Origin of the sequence: Labrys wisconsinensis, assembly GCF_030814995.1 — a bacterium.
GTDB classification, from domain to species: Bacteria; Pseudomonadota; Alphaproteobacteria; order Rhizobiales; family Labraceae; genus Labrys; species Labrys wisconsinensis.
Map to the genome: position 1 here is coordinate 506,531 of NZ_JAUSVX010000001.1, position 21,471 is coordinate 528,001.

The window sequence follows — 21,471 nt, forward strand, 5'->3', positions numbered from 1 at the left end:
CTGGTCAGGCCAGGCCGAGCTCGCGCTCGAACTGCTGCACCAGCGCCGCCAGCTGATGCACGCAGAGCGCCCCAAAGATCTTCGGGTCCAGGCCCATCCCCGCGATGGCGATCGACGTCCAGGTCTCCTCGGCGGTGGAGACGACCCGGCCCTTCCGCTCGGAGCGGACCGTGCGATGGACCGGGGCGCCGAAGACAACCATGGGAGATCGGGCCGGGTCGATGGAACGCCACGTGATCCGGCCGAGCGGCGTCTCGAAGACCTTGACGCTCTCGTCCCGCACCTCCTGCGGCAGGAGGCGGATATGCTTGTGCCGCGCGATCTCGCGGACCTCGAGGATCCAATCCTTGTCGGGCGCCAGATAGGGCTGGCAGCTTTCGATCAGCCGGTAGAACACCGGGTCGGTGGTGGCGAGGTCTGCCGCATACCATTTCTTCAGGCCGGTGACGACGGCGCCGGCGTGGCTGCCGCAGACGAAGTAGCCGCGCGGCTGATGCTGCTCGGGCGGCAGGCGCGGCTTGAGCCGGACCTCCCAGGCGAGGTGGAACGTCTGGTCGAGGATGTTGGCGATCTTCTCGTTGAGCTCATGCGTCAGGATGGCGAGCTGGGCCGAGACCGCCCGCGTGCCGATGCAGCGATCATACTCGGTCGAGAGATCGGCGTGCAGCGAGCCGCACCGGGCGATCTGCTGGAAGATATCCGCCATTCGGCTCAAGGCCGCCTCCCCGGTCGAGCCGCCATCATAGCGCGACCGGCCCGGCGTGAAAAAGCCGGGCAGGGCCCGGCTTCTCATCGCGCTCGTGCGTGCCCCTCAGCTCTTCGGCAGGTCCACCGGGTGGTCGGACTGGCTGTTGAGGTAGAGCAGCACGTCGGCACGGTCCTGCGGCTTGCCGAGACCCGGGAACGACATCTTGGTGCCCTTGATATAGGCCTGCGGCGACTTGATGAAGTGATAGAAGTCGTCGGCCGTCCAGGTCTTGTCGTGCAGGGACTTCATCGCGTCGGAATAGGCGAAGCCTTCCATATGGGCATGCGGGCCGCCGAGCACGCCATAGAGGTTCGGACCGTTGCCGGCCTTGCCGCCCTTGTCGATGGTGTGGCAGCTCGTGCACTTCTTGAAGATCGCCGCGCCCTTCTCGGCGGAAGCGGTCTTCAGAAGGTCGGCCAGCGGCGGGTCCTGCGCCGCCGGAGCGGCCGCCTCGCCAGCCGGCGCGGCGTCGGGCAGCTCGTAGCCCGGCTTGGCGAGCTTGGGCTGCTCGAAGATGATGCCGGAGACGATGCCGAGGCCCAGGGTCAGGATGAGGGTGAACCCGATCACCATCAGGATCTTGTTGGAGTCGGTCGTGGTCATACTCGGTTCGGTCGTGTCCATCCCAGACTCCAAGCATTGCATCGACGCGACTCGCCCCGGCGGTCGCGTCGTTCCGCCGCCTGGATTCGGCGGCGAAGCCCTCCGGTTCGTCTATCCGGTTTGACCCGATGTTTGCAACTCGTATAAACCGCGCGCGCTTGCTACTTTTCGCCGCTCGTCAGGGAACCTCGTGCCCTCTCCCCTCGTCCTGATTCCGGCCCGGATGGCCTCCAGCCGCCTGCCGGGAAAACCGCTCGCGCCGATAGCCGGCGAACCGATGATCGTCCATGTCTGGCGCCGGGCCTGCGAGGCCCGACTCGGCCGGGTCGTCGTCGCCACGGATCACCCGCCGATCGTCGAGGCGATGCTGGCTGCCGGCGGGGAAGCCGTGCTCACCCGGCCCGACCATCCCTCCGGCTCCGACCGCATCTTCGAGGCGCTCGGCGCCGTCGACCCCGAGGGCCGGCACGACCTGATCGTCAACGTGCAGGGCGACCTGCCGACGATCGAGCCCGAGAGCATCCGCGCCGCCTATTCGCTCCTGCTCGATCCCGCCGTCGACATCGCCACCCTCGCCGCCGTCATCACCCGGGCGGAGGAGAAGGTCGACCCCAACGTGGTCAAGGCCATCGGCAGCCAGATCGAGCCCGGGCGCCTCAGGGCGCTCTACTTCACCCGCGCCACCGCGCCTTCCGGCGAGGGCGACCTCCTGCACCATATCGGCCTCTATGCCTATCGCCGCGAGGCCTTGGCGCGCTTCGTCCGCCTGCCGCCCTCCCCGCTGGAGAAGCGCGAGCGCCTGGAGCAATTGCGTGCCATCGAGGCCGGCATGCGCATCGACATCGCCGTCGTGCCGGCCGTGCCGCTCGGCGTCGACACCCCGCACGACCTCGAGCGTGCGCGGTCCATCTTGGAAAGCCGTTGACCCCATGATCCAGCCGAAGACCATCGCCTTCCAGGGCGAGCCGGGCGCCAATTCCCACATCGCCTGCCTCGACGTGTTCCCGGACGCCAAGCCGCTGCCGTGCGCCACCTTCGAGGATGCGCTCTCGGCCGTCACCAGCGGCGAGGCCGAGCTCGGCATGATCCCGATCGACAATTCGGTCGCCGGTCGCGTCGCCGACATCCATCACCTGATGCCGACCTCGGGCCTCCATATCGTCGGCGAATATTTCCTGCCGATCCGCCACCAGCTCATGGCGGTGCGCGGGGCGAGCCTTGCCACCGTCAAGGCAGCGCACAGCCACGTGCAGGCGCTCGGCCAGTGCCGCAACACCCTGCGCAAGCTCGGCCTCAAGGCGGTGACCGAGGCCGACACCGCCGGGTCCGCCCGGCTGATGCGCGACTGGCAGGATCCGACCAGGGCGGCCATCGCCTCGCGCCTGGCGGCCGAGATCTACGGCCTCGACATCCTGGCCCAGGACATCGAGGACGAGACCCACAACACCACCCGCTTCCTCATGCTCGCGCGCGAGCCGGACTGGGCCCGCGACGCCGACGGCAAGGCGGTGACGACGCTGATCTTCAACGTGCGCAACCTTCCCGCCGCCCTCTACAAGGCGATGGGCGGCTTTGCCACCAACGGCGTCAACATGACCAAGCTGGAGAGCTACATGATCGGCGGCCATTTCGCCGCCACGCAGTTCTACGCCGACGTCGAAGGCCATCCGGAGGATGCCGGCCTGCGCCGGGCGCTGGACGAATTGTCGTTCTTCTCCACCAACATGCGTATCCTCGGCGTCTACCCGCCGCATCCCGCCCGCTGGGAGCGCCTGCCGGCGGCCGAGTGAGGCCGGTTCATCCCGCGGCGGCGCCGAGATAGGCGCGCCAGCCGCCGAAGCGGGTGACGTCCTCGGCGCCGGCGACGGCCGCCGCCTCGCACAGGAAGCCGGAGACCTCGGCGCCGTCGGCCAGCGCGACCTTGCCGATGCACAGCGGCGCCGGAATGCGCGCGACGAAGTCGCCGAAGCCCGCCACCGGCAGGGACCAGACCTCCAGCTCGATGCCGCCGGCCGCCGTGGCCGGCTCGCGCACGAGACCGGGCTTGGGCGGCACCGTGCCCGGCAGGGCGTAGAGACGATAGCCCTCTGAGGTGCGGGCCCGGCGCACGAAGCGCCCGCCGCGGCCGGTCAGCTCGTGGTTGAGCGGCATGCCGGAGAGATGGGCGCCGACCACCGCGATCTCCCGCCGGTCCTCCGGCGGCGCGGCGTCCTCGTAGGCGGGATAGGCGTTGCCGGACGCGCCGAGCGAAAGGCCGGTGCTGCGATGGAAGGCGGCGGCGATGCCGGCGACCCGCGCTTCGGCGAAGCCCGGCGCCAGGAAGGTGACGCCCTGCGGCAGCCCGTCGGCGCGAAAGCCGTTGGGCACGGCGATGCCGGTGAGGCCCATCAGGTTGACGAAGTTGGTGTAGATGCCGAGCCGGGCATTGAGCGCGATGGGATCGGCGGCGATCTCGCTCTTGCGATAGATGGTCGGCGTGGTCGGCACCATCAGGACGGCGATGTCGTCCCATACCGGGCGCAGGCTGCATTTGAGCTCGGCGATGCGATGGATCGCCCGGAACGTGTCGAGCGCCGTGTAGCCGGCGCTCGTCTCAAGGATCTGGCGCGTCACGGGGTGGATGGCATCGCGGTGACGCGCCAGCACCGGATCGAGGCTGAGCGCGCGCTCGGAGATCCACGGCCCCTCGTAGAGGATGCGCTGCACCGCCTCGAAGGGCGCGAAGTCGACCTCGACGGCCTCGCCGCCCATGGCCTGCATCCGCGCCACGGCCTCGCCGTAGAGCCGCGCCGCCTCGTCGTCGCCGAAGAAGCGCAGCGCCTCGCCCTTGGGCACGCCGAAGCGCAAGCGCGGCGGCGGCGGTTCGAGATGCAGCGGCACGCCGTCCGCTTCCGGCCTGGAGAAGGGATAGGACGGATCGTAGCCGGCAATGAGATCGAGCACCCGCATGCCGTCCTCGACCGTCAGGGCGAAGACGGAAAGCGTCTCGATGGTCTTGACGCAGCCGCCTCCGGACACGCAGGCATTGCTGACCAGGCCAGGGGTCGGCTTGACGCCGACGATGTTGTTGAAGGCGGCCGGCACCCGGCCCGAGCCCGCCGCGTCGTTGGCGATGGAGAAGCTGGCGAGACCCGCCGCGACCGACACCGCCGAGCCGGAACTGGAGCCGCCGGAGATATAATCCTCGCCGAACACCGAGGAGCAGGCGCCGTAGGGCGTGCGCATGCCGACCAGGCCGATGCCGAACTGGTCCATGTTGGTCTTGCCGATCAGGATGGCGCCGGCCTCGAACAGGCGCGTCACCGCCTGCCCCGTGCTCTGCGCGACATAGGCGCCCTCTTTCAGCGCATTGGTGGTGGGCAGGCCGACGACGTCGTTGCAGTCCTTGATCGAGAACGGGATGCCCCAGAGCGGGCGGCCGCGCGGGCCTTCGGCCTCCAGCGCCCGCGCCGCGGCGAGCGCCTCGGCCCGCGGCACGAGATGGATCCAGACATGGTCCTCGCCGCGCGCCGCGATGCGGTCGTAGATGGCCTCCACCACGTCGCTCGGCCTGAGCGAGCCGGCGGCATAGGCCCGCGCCAGGGTGGAGAGGTCGAGGCTGCCGCTCCGCGGCGTCCAGGGGGCGGTGTCCGTCATGTCTCGCTTTCCCGATGCGGCGAAGCCGCGTCCCGATGCGGCGAAGCCGCGTCCCGATGCGGCGAAGCCGCGTCCCGATGCGGCAGGGCCGTGAGCACGGCCGCGAGCGGCGCCACCGCGCCGAACAGGCCGTTGCCGAAGGTGGTGATGCGCAGCTGCGCCTTGTGACGGGACAGGCTGGTGCCCTTGCAGGCATCGGCGACGGCGAGACACTCGAAGCCCATGTCGTTGGCGGCCCGCATCGAGGCATGCATCAGCCCGTCGGTGGGCAGGCCGGCGATCAGGAGGTTGCGGATGCCGGCCCGGCGCAGCGCCGCCTCGAGACCGGTGCCATGGAAGGCATTGTCGCCGCCATGGTCGAAGATCTGCCCATCGGGCCCCGGCTCGGCCGCCGGCACCAGCGCCCAGCCGGGGCTGCCGGCCTCGGGCACGGCATCGCCGAGCGGCGCCCGCCGCGCCAGCACCGGCGCGGCACCAGGCCTGACGCCGCGGCGCGCGGCGAAGACGGCGAGGCCCGCCCGCCGCGCTGCGGCGGCGAGCCGGGCGGCCCGCGCCGCCTGCGCCGCGGCCCGCAGCCGTTCCACCGGTCCCGCCTGGAAGCCGAGCAGCAGCACGGCGGTGTCGGCGGCCGACCAGCGGCCGTCGAACGGCCAGACGTAGGGATCGGCCGGAACAGGCGGCAGGTAGGCCTCAGCCATGCCCGGCCTCCAGCGCCTGGAAGAATCGGGCCGCGCGGACGACGCGGCCCCAGCGCCCGCCATAGGCCTTGAGGATCGCCATCGTCGCCTCGTGGTTGCGCGTCTCGACCGCGGCGGTGCAATCCTCCAGCACCACGGCCTCGAAGCCGAGCTCGAACCCGTCGCGGAAGGTCGACTGCACGCAGCAGTCGGAGGTGACGCCGGCGACGGCCAGATGCGTCACACCGAGGCCGCGCAGCCGCGCCTCGAGGTTGGTGGCGTGGAAGGAGGACTTGCCGGGCTTGTCGATCACCATCTCGCCGGGCCGGGGCGCGAGCTCCGGCACGATCTGCCAGCCCGGCTCGCCCCGCACCAGGATGCGCCCGCTGCGGCCGCGATCGCCGATGCCGAGCCCATGGACGCGGGTGCGCCACTGCTTGTTGGCGGGAAGGTCGGAGAGGTCCGGCGCATGGCCCTCGCGGGTGTGGACGATGGTGAGGCCGGCCTGCCGCGCCGCGTCGAGGGCGCGGGCGAGCGGCGGGATCACCGCTGCCGTGTTGGAGACGTCCTCGCCGAGCTGGTCGACCCAGCCGCCGCGCGCGCAGAAATCGACCTGCATGTCGATGACCAGGAAGGCGACGGCACCCGGCCGCGCCGGCGCGCCGACCGGCCAGACGGCATCCGCCCGGCGGCGTCCCGCGGCTCTCATGCGCCGGCGCGGCGCCGGGCCGCCATGCGAGGGATTATCGCCAAGACCGTGCTCCCGTTGGACCGGCCTCCGGATATCATGCGGCATCATTGTTCGGAAAGGTTGTATATTGTTCAGTCGTGATAAATATTGTGCGTCGACTCGATGCGCACGTCCGGCAGATCGGGGTGGCGCGGGTGGCGCGCCTGCCCGAAGATGGGCGTGCCGGCCGGCTGGAAGGAAGGGTTCGGATGCAGGCGGAACAGCACGGATTGAGCCTTCGCGGGGTGCGCAAGTCCTATGGACGCACCGAGGTGGTGAAAGGCGTCGATCTCGAGGTCGCGGCGGGCGAGTTCATCGTCGTGCTCGGCCCGTCGGGCTGCGGGAAGTCGACGCTGCTGCGCATCGTCGCCGGGCTTGAGGATGCCTCCGCCGGCGAGATCCTGATCGGCGGCCGCGCGGTCGGGCACCTGCCGCCGCGCCGGCGCGAGGTCGCCATGGTGTTCCAGAACTATGCGCTCTATCCCCACCTCACCGTCGCCGGCAATATCGGCTATCCCCTGCGCATCGCCCGGGCGCCGAAGGCCGAGATCGCGGCGCGGGTGGCGGAGGCCGCGCGCATCGTCAGCCTCGAAGCCTATCTCGACCGCAAGCCCTCGCAGCTCTCCGGCGGCCAGCGCCAGCGCGTCGCCATGGCGCGCGCCATCATCCGCCAGCCGCGCCTGTTCCTGTTCGACGAGCCGCTCTCCAACCTCGACGCCAAGCTGCGCGTGCAGATGCGGGCCGAGATCAAGCAGCTGCACCAGCGGCTCGGCGTCACCTCGGTGTTCGTCACCCACGACCAGGTCGAGGCCATGACCCTGGCCGACCGCATCGTGGTGATGAACACCGGCGTGGTCGAGCAGGTCGGACGGCCGACCGAGGTCTATCGCCGGCCCGCCAGCCGCTATGTCGCCTCCTTCGTCGGCGCCCAGCCGATGAGCTTCCTCGACGGCCAGGTCTCGCCGAACGGCCGCTCCGTCACCGTCGGCGAGACCGGCAGCCTCGCTTTCCCCCGGCCCCTGCCGGAAGCCTGTCGCGGCCGGCCGATCACGCTGGGCCTCAGGGCCGAGGCGGTCTCGATCGCCGGCTCCGGAACGGCTGCGCTCACCGGCACCTACGGCTTCACCGAGGAGCTCGGGGCGCTCGCCATCCACCATGTCTCGGTCGCCGGCGTCGACATCCTGGTGCAAGGACCGTCCGGCGTGGTGCCTGCCGCCGGAGCGGTGCCGCTCGCCGTGGCGGGAGAGGCGCTGCACCTCTTCGACGCCGAGACCGGGCGGCGCATCGAGGCCCAGCCCGAAAGCCTCGCCGCCGCCTGAAGCGGATCAGTGCATGCCCTTGGTGAGGCCCTGGACGAAATAGCGGTTGAGGATCAGGGCGATCAGCACGATCGGCAGCGTCGAGAAATGGGCGAGCGCGCCCATCGTGCCCCAGGACACGTCCTTGGTGCCGTAGGCCGAGAGCAGCGCCACCGACAGCGGCTTCGAATCCGCGGTCGTGAGATAGGCCGGGGTGAGGAAGTCGTTCCAGGCCAGCATGATGCTGAACAGAGCGCTGGCGACGATCCCCGGCATGACCAGCGGCACGGCGACGAACAGGAAGGCGCCGAACGCGGTGCGCCCGTCGAGCTCGGCGGCATATTCGGCCTCCGGCGGCAGGGCACGGAAATAGGAGAACATCATCCAGACGACGAAGCCGGCGCTGAGCGTGCCGTTGGTCAGCGCCACGGCCCAGGTGGTGCCGAGCAGGCCGACGTCGCGCATCAGGAGGTAGAACGGCATCAGCGTCACCACGCGCGGCATCATGCGGATGGCGAGCAGCGCATAGGCGATGGTCACCGCATGCTTCCAGCGGCTGCGCGCCAGGGCATAGCCGCAGGGCACGCCGACGAGGAGGGCGATCGCCGTCGCCCCCAGGCTGATCGCCAGGCTGTTCATCACCAGGCCCGGCACGTCGAACAGGCCGAACAGCACCCGGAAATTGGCGAGCGTCGGCGTGAAGCCGAGCACCGGCGGGATGCTGAAGATGTCCCGGCCCGGCTTGTAGGCCGTCGTGGCGATCCAGATCACCGGCGCCAGGAACAGGACGACGGCGAGGACGAGGACGCCGGCCCGGGCACAGGCGCCGAGCCGGCGGGCGGCGACATGGGCAGGGGTCGCGGTCATGGCGCCACCTTACGGTCGTAGCGGCCGATCAGCACGAAGAAGACGCTGGCGAGCACGCCGACCAGGACCAGCATCACCGCCGAGATCGCACCGGCCCGGCCGATGTTGAAGAATTCCAGGCCCTCCTTCACCGCCGCGATCATCAGAACGTTGGTGGCGTTGTTCGGCCCGCCATTGGTGGTGACGTAGATGGTGTCGAACACCATCGAGGCGTCGATCAGGCGCAGGAGCAGGGCGAGCAGGATCGAGGGCACCATCACCGGGACGATCACCGTGGTGAAGCGCTGGACGGCGGTGGCGCCGTCGACCTTCGCCGCCTCCAGGAAGCTGGCCGGGATCGCCTTGAGGCCGGCCAGCAGGATCAGCGCCATCAGCGGCGTCCATTGCCAGACGTCCATGGCGACGATGGTGGCGAGCGCCGTCTCCGGCGTGCCGAGGAAGCCGCGCTCGCCGGAGATGCCGAGCACGCGGGCCCAGTAGCCGACCGGCCCGTAGTCCGGCGTCAGCAGGCCGCGGAAGATCAGGCCGGTGGCGAGCGGTGTCACCGTCACCGGGATCAGGAGCAGGGCGAGGCAGATGCGGTTGAACAGGCCGTCGCGCCACAGCAGCAGGGCCAGCGCGAAGCCGAGCACGAACTCGGCGCCGACCGCGGCGGCCATGAACACCAGCGTGTTGAGGATCGCCGCATGGGTCGCCGGATCGGCCCAGAGCCCGAGATAATTGTCGAGCCCGACGAAGGCGGTGCGGTTCGGGCGCAGCAGGTTGTACTTGAACAGGCTGTAGCCGAGGCCGACGGCCGCCGGGTAGACCGCGCAGACCAGCACGTAGAGCACCGCCGGCAGGGTCAGGCAGATGAGGAAGAGCCGCCGGCGCGCCTCCAGTGGCTCGCCCGGCGGCAGGACGCGGGCGACGAGCCCGGCGAGGGCGGAGCGCCCGTCGCCGGAGGCGGCCCTCGCGCCCCTATCGGCCAGGTCCGCCACGTTCAGAACAGCTCCTTGGCCTTGGCCTGCGCCTCGTCCAGCGCGGCCTTGGGATCGGCATTGCCGGCCAGCACGGCGTTGACGGCGGTGCCGAGGATGTCCTGGATCTCCGGATATTCGGGGATGCGCGGCCGGAAGTCGCCGTCGCCCTTGGCGAAGGATTCGGCGATGACAGGCTGGAACGGGAACTTCTTCAGGAGGTCGGGGTCGGCGAGCGTGCTCTTGCGGATATAGCCGCCAGCGCCGAGCAGGTTGAGCTCCTTCTGGCCCTCCTTGCCGGCGAGATATTTGATCACCTTCCAGGCTGCCTCCTGGCGGCCGGCGTCGATGTCCTTGTTGATCGACAGGCCCCAGCCGCCGATGCCGTAGCGCTCCGGCAGGCCCGCGCCGGAGGGCGCCTTCACCACCGCGAACTTGCCGACCACCTTGGACTGGTCGGGGTTGCCGTAGGCGGCGGCGCCGACCGACCAGGTCTGCATCGTCGCCGACACGCCCTGGCGGAAGGATTCCTCGCGCCCGCCCCAGTCGTAGTCGACGGCGCCGGGGGGCGCGGCCTTGTCGAAGAGCTGCTTGTAGGCGGCGAGGCTCTTGATGTTGGCCTCGGAATTGAGTGCCGGCTTGCCATCCTTGTCGAGGATCGAGCCGCCGAACTCGGCATTGTACTGCATCCAGTCCTGCGCCACCGCCGGTCCCTTCTGGCCGTTGGCGACCCAGCCATATTGCCCCTTGGCGCGGTCGGTCAGCGTCTCCGCGTCGGCAACCAGCTCCTCCATCGTCGTCGGAGCCTTGAGCTTCGCCGCCTCGAACAGGTCGGTGCGATAGACCAGGACGTTGGCATAGCCGGCAAAGGGGAATGCCACCTGCTTGCCGCCATACTGGCCGATCGAGGCCATGATGGCGGGATAGATGTCGTCGAGATCGAGCTCGGCCGCGTCGCGCTTGACCAGCTGCGTGAGGTCGAGCACCTGGTCGGAGGTGGCGTACTGGCCGGCCAGGACGATGTCCATGGTGACCACGTCATAGCCCTTGGTGTTGCCGACGAAGTCGGCCGTGGTCTTGGTCATCAGCTCGCCGTAGCTCATGATGTCGACCTTGATCGCCACGCCGGTCTTCTCTTCGACGGTCGGCGCGAGCTTGGCCATGGCCGCTCCGAACGGATCGTTCATCGAGGCGACGTTCAGCGTCACATCGGCGGCGGCGGCCGGCGACAGCGCTGCCGCGAGCGCGAGCGCCGCGCCGGAGGCGGCCGCCCGCCAGGCTCCTGCGAGGCCCCCGCCCCGCCGCGCCGTCCGATTCTGGCCCTTTGCAACCCTGGTCATGGAATCCCCTTCTGGCGTTCTGCGGCCCCCCGGGCATCGCGGCGCGGGGGAACCGGCGCTGGTTATGCACGCACTATGCCACACCCAACAAGAATGAACCAATTCGAACATTGTCAAACGAAAAAACACATCTAAGATCCCGACAGCAGCCTCGGTCTGGCACGTCCCCTGCGTCGGATGCCGCGGTTGCGGCCATGTCGCGGGGTGGCGGGGCCGGCGCCGGCCGCCATCGCCGAAAATTTCAGCAGGAGGCTCGGTTTCCATGCATCGTCTCGAGGCCGGCTCGGACCGCGATGCCCAGACCGGTGCCGAAGGGCTCGCCCGGCTGCGGCAGGCCGTGCTGGCCGATCTCGAGGCGGTGGAATATCCGCCGCGGGCCTGGGTGCCGCCCCGCCTCGGTCCGGACGGCCGGCTGGTCCTCGATGCGGTGGTCGTCGGCGCCGGGCTCAGCGGCCTGTCGATCGCCTTCGGGCTGCTGCGCCGCCGCGTCTCCAACATCCTGGTGATCGACCGGGCGCCGCAGGGCCGCGAAGGGCCCTGGGCCACCTATGCCCGCATGGACACGCTGCGCTCGCCGAAGACCCTGTCGGGCCTCGACTACGGCGTGCCCAGCCTGACCTACCGCGCCTGGCACCTGGCCGCCTATGGCGCCGCGTCATGGCGAGCGCTCGACAAGATCGATCGCCGGGACTGGATGGCCTATCTCGCCTGGTATCGCGCGGTGCTGGACCTGCCCGTGGCCAACGAGACGGCCCTCGTCGGCATCGGCGAGGGCAGCGGCCATCTCGTCCTCGATGTCCTGCGGCAGGATAGGCCGGAGCGCCTCTACGCCCGCAAGCTGGTGCTGGCGACCGGCATCGACGGCTCGGGCCGCCCGGTGGTGCCGCCGATGGTCGCGGCCCTGCCCGCCGCGCTCTGGCACCATAGCGCCGCCGTGCCCGACGACCTGCCCTTCGCCGGCCGGCGCATCGCGGTCATCGGCGCCGGGGCCTCGGGCTTCGATGCGGCGGTCCACGCCCTGCGGGGCGGCGCCGCGGCGGTCGTGCTGCATGCCAGGCGCGCGGTGCTGCCCAATGTCGAGGTGCTGGCCTGGTCGAACTTCCCGGGCTTCCTGATGAGCTTCGCCGATCTGCCCGACGAGGAGCGCTGGCGCTTCATGCGGCGCATGCGCGGCCTGGTGGCGCCGCCGACCCAGGAGATGTTCGACGAGGCGGCGGCCGATCCGCGCTTCTCCCTGCGCCTCGGCGGCACGGTCACGGTCGCGGCCGAGGCCGGCGGCGTCGCGGTCGCCTCGGATGGAGACGGCGCGCCGTTCGACCATCTCATCGCCGCGACCGGCTTTGCCACCGATCTTTCCCAGCGGCCGGAGCTCGCCGCCCTGCATCCGCACATGGCGCTGTGGCGCGACCGCTTCCGCCCGGCGGCGGGCGAGGAGGACGACGAGCTCGCCGCCTATCCCTATCTCGGCCGCGCCTTCGAGCTGCAGAGCGTCTCGCCCGCCCATGCGGCGACGCTCGGGCGCGTCCACCTCTTCAACACCGGCGCGGTGCCGAGCCTCGGCCCGGTCTGCAACGGCGTGACCGGGCTCAAATATGGGGCGCCGCGCATCGCCGACGCGATCGCGCGCGACCTGTTCACGGAGGACCGCGCCATGCACTATGATCGCCTGATGTCCTACGACGACAGCATGTTCGACGGATCGCCCGAGCGCCTGGCGGCGCTGCGCGCCGGCCTCACGCCGGTCGGCCGCCGCAACGGGGCGGCGCGGGCCGAGGCGGACCGGCTGATCGCCAAGACGCGCGGCCGCAGCGCCGAGTTCCCTGTCCTGCTCGCCAACCACCTGCCGATGGTGCTGGAGGCGCTGTGCCGGCTCGGCGCCTCGCCCGAGCGGCTCGCCGCCTATGCCGAGCACTATGACAGCCTGCACGCCGTGCCGCCGCTGCCCGCACCGGTCGCGCCGATCACCGCCGGGAGCTGGACCGCGGCGCTCGGCGACCGCAGCCGCGAGGCCGATTACCGCGCCTTCTTCCTGCAGGAGACGCGGCGGCTCGGCGGCCCCGGCGCCATCCGCATCTATGTGCCCCGGCTCAGCCACGGCGTCGGCGCCAGCGCGCTGCACGGCCTGATGCGGCTCGCCTATGGCGTGCTGCGCGCCGACGACGCCGAGATCGGCGCCGGCCTCGGCTACTGGGCCGCGACCTTCCTGCCGCTGCCCGACCGGCCGGAGGGCCCGCCGGTCACGGACGAGCCGTTGGCGCTGGCTGCCGCCATGCAGGACATGCCGGCCTTCATCGGCGCCCATGTCGACTCCCACCTGCTTTGGGGCTGGATCGAGGCGATCGGCAACAAGCCGGAGTTCGCGCCGCTGATCGGGCGCCTCAGGCTCGGGCCGGACGGGCTCGACCGCGTCGCCGCCGCCTCGCTGGCGCTCTATGCCGGCACGATGAGCTTCGAGGCGCTGCATGCGGTGACCGGCAGCCATTGGGTGCGCCTCGTCGCCCCGCATCTCGACGATCCCCGGCAGCTGACGCGCCACTTCTGGCAGGTCATCCTCGCCGTCTATCCGAAGATCGGCATGCCGGCGCCGGCGAGCGCCGAGGCGATGGCGGCGCTGCGGGCCGTGCCTCCGCCGCCCGACGCCGAGATCGCCGGGGCAGCCGTGGCATCGGACGACGAGCACGATCACAGCCTGGTCTTCTCCGCCCTGCAGGAATACGCGCGGACCGGCGATCCGCTCTATCGCGTGCTGGCGGCCAGGCGCGTGGGGCTGCTGCCTTGACCGCACAGGCTGGACTGACGCTGCGCGCCTGCCGCCTGCCGGCGCGCCAGGGGCTCTTCGACGTCGCCCTTCGGGATGGACGCATCGGTGCCGTCACGCCCTCCGGCGGCCCACCGTCGGCGGGCGGCCCACCGTCGGCGGGCGGCCCACCGTCGGCGGGCGGCCCACCGTCGGCGGGCGAGGTGCTCGATCTCGGCGGGCGCCTGCTGCTGCCGGCCCTGGCCGACGGCCATGTCCATCTCGACAAGACCTTCCTGGGCGAGGCGTGGCGGCCGCACCGGCCCGGCGACACCATCGCCGCCCGCATCGCCGCCGAGCGGGCCGAGCGCCGCACGCTGGAGCAGCCGCTGGCGGAGCGCGCCCGCCTGCTGGTCGAGCGGGTGATCGGCTTCGGCACGCTGGCCCTGCGCTCCCATGTCGACATCGACGAGGAGATCGGCCTCACTCACCTGGAGACGCTGCTGGCGCTGCGCGAATCCCTCGCGGAGCGGATCGATATCCAATTCGTCGCCTTTCCCCAGAGCGGCATCGGCCCTCGCGTCGCCGAGCTGCTCGACGAGGCGCTGCGCCTGGGAACCGAGGTGATCGGCGGCCTCGATCCCGCCGGCATCGACGGCGACGTCGAGGGCCATCTCGGCACCGTCTTCGGCCTCGCCGAGAAGCACGGCCGGCGCATCGACATCCATCTGCACGATCCCGGCCCGCTCGGCGCCTTCGAACTGCGCCGCATCGCCGAGCGCAGCGCCGCCTCGGGGCTGCAGGGCCGGGTCGCCGTCAGCCATGCCTTCGCCCTCGGCATGGTCGACGAGCGCGAGCTGGCGGCGACGGCGCAAGCGCTGGCGCGCGGCGGCGTCGCCATCATGACCAACGGGCCCGGCGCCGACGCCATCCCGCCGGTGCGCCGTCTCGTCGAGGCCGGCGTCACCGTGTTCGGCGGCAGCGACAATATCCGCGACGCCTGGTCGCCCTTCGGCAGCGGCGACCTGCTGCAGCGCGCGGGCCTGATCGGCTACCGCGCCGATTTCCGCAGCGACGAGGACCTGCGGCTCGCCTTCGCGCTGGTGACCTCGGAATCCCGTGAGGTCATGGGCCTGCCGCCGGTCGCGGTCGAGCCCGGCGCGCCGGCCGACCTGGTGGCGCTCGCCGCCGCCGACGTGCCCGAGGCGGTCGCGAGCGCGCCGGCCGAGCGCCTGGTCATCCGCGCCGGCCGACGGGTTGCGTCACCGAACGCCTGAACTCAGCCCCGTTCGAGCACCGCCCCGCCTTCCTCGACGAAGGCCTTGAGCAGGTGGTGGGCGATGGCGAAAGGCTGCGGCACGCCGAGGCTGTTGGGATGGGTGCGCGCGAACATGGCGGCGAGCTCGTCGCGCGAGAACCAGCGCGCATCCTCCAGCTCGTTATGGTCGACCACGAGCTCGGCGCTCTCGGCCTCGGCGAAGCAGCCGATCATCAGCGAGGACGGGAACGGCCAGGGCTGGGAGGCGAAATAGGCGACGCGCGAGCAGGGCACGCCCGCCTCCTCGCGGATCTCGCGGCGCACCGCGTCCTCCACCGTCTCGCCGGGCTCCAGGAACCCGGCCAGCGCCGAATACATGCCCGGCGCGAACCGCGCCTGGCGGCCCAGCAGGCAGCGCTCGCCGTCGATCGCCAGCATGATCACCACGGGGTCGACCCGCGGGAAATGCTGGGCATGGCAGGAATCGCATTCGCGCCGCCAGCCGGCCGCGGCCACCCGGCTCGGCTGCCCGCAATTGGCGCAGAAGCGATGGCGCGCATGCCAGTCGAGCATGGCCTTGGCGCCGCCGAGCTCGCCGAGCGTCGCGGCGCTGAGCAGGCCGCGCATGGCGATGGAGCGCACGTCGACAACCTCGAGCTCGGTGCGGGCACCGAGCGGCTCGGCCAGCGCCCGATCGATGGTGACCGCGAACAGCGCCGCGCCGGCGGGATCGACGCCGAGGAAGACCTCGCGCACCGTCTCGCCGAGCCCGGCCGCCTCGACCTGCGAGAACAGCGGGTCGCGGGCCTCGCCGTTGACCTTCAGCACCGGCTGGTCGCCGGCCAGCACGAAGAACCGCGTCGCCGGGTCGGCGCGCCGGGCGGCGACGAAGGCCTCGTCGTCGCGCTTTTCGGACATGCGGTCGAGCGGATTGAGCGAGAAGCCGACGGCGGCGGACCGATCGAAGGGAGGCGTTGCGTGCATGCGGCGTTGAACCGGGTTGGAGGATGCGGGCGGCAGGGCCGGACGTCGTGCGTCAGGAGCCGAGCCAGATGCGATGGCGCAGCCGTGCGATCACCTCTGCGCGCTGCGCCGGCGCGTAGGGTGTCGGCGCGACCTGGCCCCAGACCGGCCGCGGCCAGGCCGCGTCGGAGCGGAAGCGGGCGATGACGTGGACGTGGAGCTGCGGCACCACGTTGCCCAGCGCCGCGATGTTGAGCTTGTGGCAGTCGGTCTCCGCCTTGAGCGCATCCGCGACCTGCGTGATCTCGGTCATCAGATGAGCCCGCTCGATCGCCCCGAGATCGGTGATCTCAGAGACCTCGCGCCGGCGCGGCACCAGCAGCAGCCAGGGATAGGTGGAATCGTCGATCAGCAGCACCCGCGACAGCGGCAGGTCGCCGAGCGACACCGTGTCCTTGGCGAGCTGCGGGTGCAGGGAGAATCCGGTTTCGGGCATGGGCTTCACATCGCGGGCCGCCCACCATAACGGGCGCGGCCGGGATGCGCGAGCGGCGATTGGGCCGCACCCGGCCCGCCGCGGGCGGACCGGGATCGATGCGGCGCGACGGCGTTCAGCCGTGCTTGTGCGAGGCGCAGCAGCTTGCCTCGTTCGTCACCCGCGGCAGGTCGATGACCGGGTTCTGGTCGAAGAAGCCCGACGGCATCAGCTTGAAGCCGCAGGAGATGCAGGGCTGGACCGGGTGGTCCTCCGGCCGCGGCAGATGGTGCAGCCCGAAACTATGCCACAGCACGATATCGGTGTTCTCGACCGGGCGATCCCCGGCGCTCCAGGCCTCCAGGCCGTCGTCGCCGGTCGACTGGTTGACGAACTCGCCGGCGGGATAGCGCTGGTCGGGGTCGAAGGGCGTCACCCAGAGCTGGTGCTGGATGAAGCGCCCGCGCCGTCCGGACGGGCTGTCGGGATGGGTGAACGGGCGGACCGGAGACATGGCCTCCAGCTTGAAGCCCGTCGGCCTGCCGACCCAGTTCCTCTGTCCGGGATTGACGATCTTCCAGTAACGCATCTTGTCGAAGTCGACATTGCGCTGGGCCTCGAGCTCGCTGCGCAGGACCCTTTCCTCCACGGCGAAGGCGTTGCCGTAGGGGTTGTCCGGGCCCATGGGGAGGGCACTGGTGTCGCATTCGAGCACCGTGTTGTCCGGCCCGTCGACCTCCATGTCGAGCCGGGCGCAGAACACGTGCTGATGGATGTGCCCGACCAGCCCCGACGCGACCTCGGCGCCGAACCGGCCGGGCTGGCCGGGATGGCAGGCGGCGGTGTTGATGATGCCGGTCGCCTTCATCTCGAACTCGACCCGCCCGTCCTGGTGCAGGTACCAGTAGGAGGCATATTCGTAATTGCCGATGGTCGAGATCGACGAGATCACCAGGCGGCGGGCGCGGCGGACCTCGGTGCGCTCGGTGCGCACGTCGAAATGCTTCCAGGAGAGACCGGCATCCTCCTCGTGCAGGCAGATGGCGTTCCTGATCGTGCGGGCGCCGCCGAACAGGTCCGGGACCACCCCGTCGAAATAATGGATGGCGCCCAGGCAGTCGCAGCCCAGCGACAGGGAATTGGCCATCCGGCCGAAACCGAGCTCGCCATGGTCGAAGACGTTCTTGTGGTAGTGGCTCCGTTCCGTCGTGCCATAGGGCACGACCAGTTCGGCGATCGAGGCGCGATAGAGGATCGGCCGGCGCCGCCCGCCATGGCTATAGCCGATGGTGTGGAGGATCAGGCCTTCCCGGCCGCCGAAGCCGACGCGGAAGTCCCAGTTCTCCCAGGTGACCTTGTTGCCCTCGACCGTGAATCCGGGCCCGGACCGCTGCACGACGTCGAGCGGCGCCGACGGCTTGCGGAACTGCGTCAGCACGTCGGCGTCGTAGTTCAGCGGCGTGCGCGGCACCGGGATATAGTCGCCGCTCGCCTCGAAATGGTCTTCGACCCGCAGGATCTCCAGCGTCGCCAGGTCGACCAGCGCATGCAGCCCCTCGACCGGATGGGCATAGTAATTGTCGAGCGGGAAGGTCCGCATCCAGATGAAGCAGTTCAGCACACGGCGACCTTTTTCGATCTCGTGGCCGAAATTGCCGACCGTCCAGGGGTCGACGCACATCTGCTCCAATTCGTCCAGCAGGCCGCGCCGCCGCAGCGCCTCCTGGAAGCGCGGATCGGCCCGGACCGTCTTCTCGATCAGGAACACTTCCTCCATCGCCACCATCGGCCGCGCGTCCGGCCGGAAGGTCTGCGCGACGACCTTGCCGCTGCCGAGGTCGACCTTGCCCTGCCAGACGCCGGTTGCGCCGCGCCGATAGATGTTGAAGCGCGCCACCCGCTGGATCGGATCGCCCGCGACGAAGCCGCGCACGACCGCCTTGGCCGGCTCGTCGATGTCGATCGTCTCGACCCGCAGGTCCTCGCCCCAGCCGAAATGCTCGCGCACGAGGCCCGCCGCCAGGATCAGCTCCTCGTGCGTCAGCGGGTCGAGCGGATGGGTCGGGCCGGCAACGCCGGTCGGGGAGGACGGATGGTGCGCTGAGATGTTCATGGCATGTCTCTGGATACGAACGACGCAGACCCGTGATGCCGGCCCTGCGAGCCCGGGTCGTCCTGTGGTGCCGAAGGCTTTGTCTTGCGGCGGACGCTCCGTCGACGATGGGGGGTCCGATGATCACCCTATCATCGCGGGCCGTCGCGACAATCCACCGTTCGGTGGAGCGGAGGCGGCCGTCGCGGCATCACGCCCCGGCGGCGCGGGCGCGCCGGCGTCCCTGCCACGCCATCGCGGCATAGGCGAGCACGAGGACGAGCCCGGCGCCGGCCATCATCAGCGTGCCGACCGCCGGCACCTGCGGCGTGTAGCCGGCCTGCACCTTGGCGCTGATCCATTGCGGGATGGTCTGGTCCGCCCCCGTAGTGAACATCGACAGCGGGAAATTCGCCCAGGACAGGAGGAAGGCCGAGACGAAGCCCGAGACGATGCCGGGGGCGAGCAGCGGCAGCGTCACCTCGCGCATCACCTGCCAGCGGCTTGCGCCGAGATCGAACGCCGCCTCCTCGACCGCGGGATCGAAGGCATAGACCTGGATGGCGATGATCAGGGTGGTGATCGGCGCGATCCAGACGAGATGGGCGAACACGGCGGATTGCCATGTCGGGGTGATGCCGATCGCGGTGAACCACAGGAGCAGCGCCAGGCCGAGCACCGCCTGCGGGAACAGGATCGGCAGCAGCAGGATCTTCTGGAACAGCTTGCGGCCCGTCCAGCGATAGCGCGCGAAGGCGAGCGCCCCGAAGAAGGCGAAGAGGGTGGAGAGCAGGCCGACCAGCAGGGCGATGGCGACCGAGGTCCAGAAGAAGCCGCGGATCGACAGCGACGAGAACACTTCGCCGTACCAGTTCGCGGACCAGGCCGGGATCGGAAAGCGGAAATATTTCGACCGCGAGAAGGAGGCGAGCGCGATCGTCAGCATCGGCAGATACATGAACAGCAGGAGGAGCCCGATCAGGCTGCCATAGACCCAGCGCGCCGCGCGGCCATACTCGTTCATCGCCTATCTCCGCCCGAAGATGCCGTCGAGGTCGATCCGCTTCAACAGCGCCACCGAGAGCCCTCCGGCCAGAAGGATCATCAGGACCGACAGGGCCGAGCCCCGCGGCCAGTTCTGCGCGAAGGTGAACTCCTTCTGGATGTCCTGCGCGATGGTGACCACGGCGGTGCCGCCCAGCACCTTCGCCTCGGTGAGGGCGCCGGCGGTCAGGATGAAGCACATCAGGCCGCCGATCAGGATGCCGGGCATGGCGAGCGGGATGTCGACCTCGCGCATGATCTGGAAGCGGTTGGCGCCGAGGTCGAAGGCCGCCTCGCGCGTCTGCGGCGGCACCATGGCGACGCCGAGGACCATCGGGAACAGCATGAAGGGCAGGTAGATGTAGACCAGGCCGAACAGCGTCGCGCCGGTGGTGTAGAGCATGGAATCGAGCTCCACGCCGAAGGCGCTCTGCAGCGAGCCCGACACCACCCCGCCCTTGACCAGGAACAGCATCCAGCCGGTCAGGCGCAGGTTGTCCGCGACGAAGAGCGGCGCCGTGATCAGGAGGGTGAGGAGGCTGCCCTGCTTGCCGAAGACCCGGACCATGGCGACGGCGAGGGGATAGCAGACGACCAGCAGGATCGCGACGGTGACGGCGGCGAGGAACAGCGAGGACAAAAAGGAGAGATAATAGGACGAGGCGAGGATGTCGGCGAAGTTGGCGAGCGTCGGGACCTGGAGGATCGAGAAGGAACCAGCCGGCATGAAGGCGAAGACGATCACCAGCACCAGCGGCCCGAGGAAGCCGGCCACCAGGAGCAGGCCGATCGGCACGGCCGCAAGGAAGCCGGGCTCCCTCAGGCGCTCGCGCCAGGCCGGCAGGCGCCGCCGCTCGCGGCTCGCCGGCGCCGCGCCGGCCTCGGTCCCGACCATCACCTGGCTGGCATCGACCATCATTGTCTCCGTCGGGGGCGGCTATTGCTGCAGCCGGTTGGTCGGGAAGATCATCGAGTCCTTGGCGTCCCAGCCGATGACGACCGGATCTCCCAGCCTTCCCTCGAAGCGCTGCTCGCGCAGCTTCTCGACCAGGAAGACCTGGGCCTCCCCGACCCTGACCTGGTACTGGACGCGCGAGCCCAGGAGATATTCGTTGTAGAGGGTGCCGGACATCTGATTGTCGGCCGGCGCGCCCGCCTGCACGAAGCGGACATCCTCCGGGCGCACGACCAGCGTGCCGGCCTCGAACTCGCCGGCGACGCCCGGCGTGCGGTACGCCTGGCCCGACGCTTCGTCGACCAGCGCGCCGTCCTCCCTGCGCCGCACCTCGACGACGTTCACCTCGCCCATGAACTCGGAGACGAACCGGTTGTGCGGGCTGCCGTAAATGTCGTGCGGCGTGCCGATCTGCACGAAGCGGCCCTTGTTCATGACGCCGATGCGGTCCGACATCACCATCGCCTCCTCGAGCGAATGGGTGATGTAGACGAAGGTCTTGCCGGTCTCGCGATGGATGTCCTTGAGCTCCTTCTCCAGGAGCTTGCGCAGGCGGTAATCGAGCGCCGACAAGGGCTCGTCGAAGAACAGGATGTCGGGATCGAAGGCGAGCGCCCGGGCCAGCGCCACGCGCTGGCGCTCGCCGCCCGAGCATTGCAGCACGCCCTTGCCGTAATAGCTCTCCGGCAGGCGGAGCTGGGCCATCAGCTCCAGCGCCCGCGCCTTGCGCCGGTCGGGCGCCACGCCCTTGATCTTCAGCGGAAACTCGATGTTCTGCCCGACGGTGCGGTGGGGAAACAGCGCCAGCGACTGGAACACCATGCAGGTCGGCCGCTTGTTGGCGGGGACGTCGTTGATGCGGGTCCCGCGCAGCAGGATGTCGCCGTTCGTCGGCTTGTCCATGCCGACCAGCATGCGCACCATCGTGGTCTTGCCGCTGCCCGACGGCCCGACGATGGTGAAGAACTCGCCTTCGTAGATGTCGAGATTGATGCGGTCGACGGCCGGGAAGTCGTTGAAGAGCTTGTCGACGCCGCGAAGCTGGAGGATCGGCTGGGCGGGTTCACACGTGCTCGTGGCTGCCATTCG

The 21,471-nt window shown here is 70.3% G+C and carries 20 protein-coding genes; 5 read left to right on the forward strand and 15 right to left on the reverse strand.

All coding sequences use genetic code 11. From position 1 onward, the window contains the following. Window positions 1-4: 4 nt before the first annotated feature. Window positions 5-715: a hypothetical protein gene (locus QO011_RS02310; RefSeq protein WP_307267105.1), complete on the reverse strand. Its 711-nt coding sequence runs from the start codon at window positions 713-715 to the stop codon at window positions 5-7. A gap of 96 nt (window positions 716-811) precedes the next feature. Next, window positions 812-1,351, reverse strand: coding sequence for a c-type cytochrome (locus QO011_RS02315; RefSeq protein WP_307267107.1), 540 nt, complete (start codon window positions 1,349-1,351; stop codon window positions 812-814). A gap of 190 nt (window positions 1,352-1,541) precedes the next feature. Between QO011_RS02315 and QO011_RS02320 the strand changes: the two genes are divergently transcribed. Both QO011_RS02320 and QO011_RS02325 read left to right on the forward strand, forming a co-directional pair. Next, window positions 1,542-2,276: a 3-deoxy-manno-octulosonate cytidylyltransferase gene (locus QO011_RS02320; RefSeq protein WP_307267110.1), complete on the forward strand. Its 735-nt coding sequence runs from the start codon at window positions 1,542-1,544 to the stop codon at window positions 2,274-2,276. Between the two features lie 4 nt (window positions 2,277-2,280). After that, a complete protein-coding gene (locus QO011_RS02325) occupies window positions 2,281-3,141 on the forward strand; it encodes a prephenate dehydratase (RefSeq protein ID WP_307267112.1) in 861 nt (286 codons plus the stop codon). Window positions 3,142-3,148: 7 nt separating this feature from the next. On the opposite strand, the gene atzF is transcribed toward QO011_RS02325, so the two are convergent. The 4 genes from atzF to QO011_RS02345 all read right to left on the reverse strand — a co-directional run bounded on the left by atzF (window position 3,149) and on the right by QO011_RS02345 (window position 6,621). Continuing rightward, a complete protein-coding gene (gene atzF, locus QO011_RS02330; protein ID WP_307267114.1) occupies window positions 3,149-4,987 on the reverse strand; it encodes an allophanate hydrolase in 1,839 nt (612 codons plus the stop codon). Then, window positions 4,984-5,685 (reverse strand): cysteine hydrolase family protein, encoded by a 702-nt coding sequence (locus QO011_RS02335; protein ID WP_307267116.1) that lies wholly within the window; start codon window positions 5,683-5,685, stop codon window positions 4,984-4,986. The genes atzF and QO011_RS02335 overlap by 4 nt, the downstream gene beginning before the upstream one ends. Beyond that, complete coding sequence (locus QO011_RS02340; protein ID WP_307267118.1) at window positions 5,678-6,373, reverse strand: cysteine hydrolase family protein; 696 nt, start codon at window positions 6,371-6,373, stop codon at window positions 5,678-5,680. The genes QO011_RS02335 and QO011_RS02340 overlap by 8 nt, the downstream gene beginning before the upstream one ends. Before the next feature lie 113 nt (window positions 6,374-6,486). After that, on the reverse strand, window positions 6,487-6,621 hold the full coding sequence (locus QO011_RS02345) for a hypothetical protein (RefSeq protein WP_307267120.1): 135 nt from the start codon (window positions 6,619-6,621) through the stop codon (window positions 6,487-6,489). Here QO011_RS02345 and QO011_RS02350 point away from each other — a divergent pair. Continuing rightward, window positions 6,604-7,713 carry an ABC transporter ATP-binding protein gene (locus tag QO011_RS02350; protein WP_307267122.1) on the forward strand — a complete coding sequence of 370 codons (1,110 nt, stop codon included), beginning with the start codon at window positions 6,604-6,606 and terminating at the stop codon, window positions 7,711-7,713. The two genes, QO011_RS02345 and QO011_RS02350, sit on opposite strands and share 18 nt — an antisense overlap. A 6-nt stretch (window positions 7,714-7,719) precedes the next feature. Here QO011_RS02350 and QO011_RS02355 read toward each other — a convergent pair whose 3' ends face one another. From QO011_RS02355 to QO011_RS02365, 3 genes are read right to left on the reverse strand one after another with little or no spacing between them, the layout of a single operon-like run. Next, window positions 7,720-8,559 carry a carbohydrate ABC transporter permease gene (locus QO011_RS02355; protein ID WP_307267125.1) on the reverse strand — a complete coding sequence of 280 codons (840 nt, stop codon included), beginning with the start codon at window positions 8,557-8,559 and terminating at the stop codon, window positions 7,720-7,722. Next, a complete protein-coding gene (locus QO011_RS02360; RefSeq protein WP_307267128.1) occupies window positions 8,556-9,539 on the reverse strand; it encodes a carbohydrate ABC transporter permease in 984 nt (327 codons plus the stop codon). The genes QO011_RS02355 and QO011_RS02360 overlap by 4 nt, the downstream gene beginning before the upstream one ends. Before the next feature lie 2 nt (window positions 9,540-9,541). Beyond that, window positions 9,542-10,858 (reverse strand): ABC transporter substrate-binding protein, encoded by a 1,317-nt coding sequence (locus QO011_RS02365; RefSeq protein ID WP_307267131.1) that lies wholly within the window; start codon window positions 10,856-10,858, stop codon window positions 9,542-9,544. Between the two features lie 262 nt (window positions 10,859-11,120). Between QO011_RS02365 and QO011_RS02370 the strand changes: the two genes are divergently transcribed. Further along, window positions 11,121-13,637, forward strand: a complete 2,517-nt coding sequence (locus tag QO011_RS02370; protein WP_307267133.1) for a questin oxidase family protein — start codon at window positions 11,121-11,123, stop codon at window positions 13,635-13,637. Beyond that, window positions 13,634-14,872 (forward strand): amidohydrolase, encoded by a 1,239-nt coding sequence (locus QO011_RS02375; protein ID WP_307267135.1) that lies wholly within the window; start codon window positions 13,634-13,636, stop codon window positions 14,870-14,872. The genes QO011_RS02370 and QO011_RS02375 overlap by 4 nt, the downstream gene beginning before the upstream one ends. Window positions 14,873-14,874: 2 nt before the next feature. Here the strand turns inward: QO011_RS02375 and nudC are convergent, their stop codons facing one another. The 6 genes from nudC to QO011_RS02405 form a co-directional block, all read right to left on the reverse strand. Next, the gene (gene nudC, locus QO011_RS02380) at window positions 14,875-15,837 is read right to left on the reverse strand and encodes an NAD(+) diphosphatase (protein WP_307267137.1); all 963 of its coding nucleotides are present in this window, start codon (window positions 15,835-15,837) and stop codon (window positions 14,875-14,877) included. Window positions 15,838-15,889: 52 nt separating this feature from the next. After that, entirely contained in the window at window positions 15,890-16,312 is a 423-nt protein-coding gene (locus tag QO011_RS02385; RefSeq protein ID WP_307267139.1) for an HIT family protein, read from the reverse strand. 115 nt (window positions 16,313-16,427) lie between these two features. Beyond that, the gene (locus QO011_RS02390) at window positions 16,428-18,404 is read right to left on the reverse strand and encodes a primary-amine oxidase (protein ID WP_307267141.1); all 1,977 of its coding nucleotides are present in this window, start codon (window positions 18,402-18,404) and stop codon (window positions 16,428-16,430) included. A 190-nt stretch (window positions 18,405-18,594) separates the two neighbouring features. Continuing rightward, window positions 18,595-19,407, reverse strand: a complete 813-nt coding sequence (locus QO011_RS02395) for an ABC transporter permease (RefSeq protein ID WP_307267144.1) — start codon at window positions 19,405-19,407, stop codon at window positions 18,595-18,597. 3 nt (window positions 19,408-19,410) lie between these two features. After that, complete coding sequence (locus tag QO011_RS02400; RefSeq protein ID WP_307267147.1) at window positions 19,411-20,343, reverse strand: ABC transporter permease; 933 nt, start codon at window positions 20,341-20,343, stop codon at window positions 19,411-19,413. A gap of 21 nt (window positions 20,344-20,364) precedes the next feature. Further along, entirely contained in the window at window positions 20,365-21,468 is a 1,104-nt protein-coding gene (locus QO011_RS02405; RefSeq protein WP_307267150.1) for an ABC transporter ATP-binding protein, read from the reverse strand. Between the last annotated feature and the right edge of the window lie 3 nt (window positions 21,469-21,471).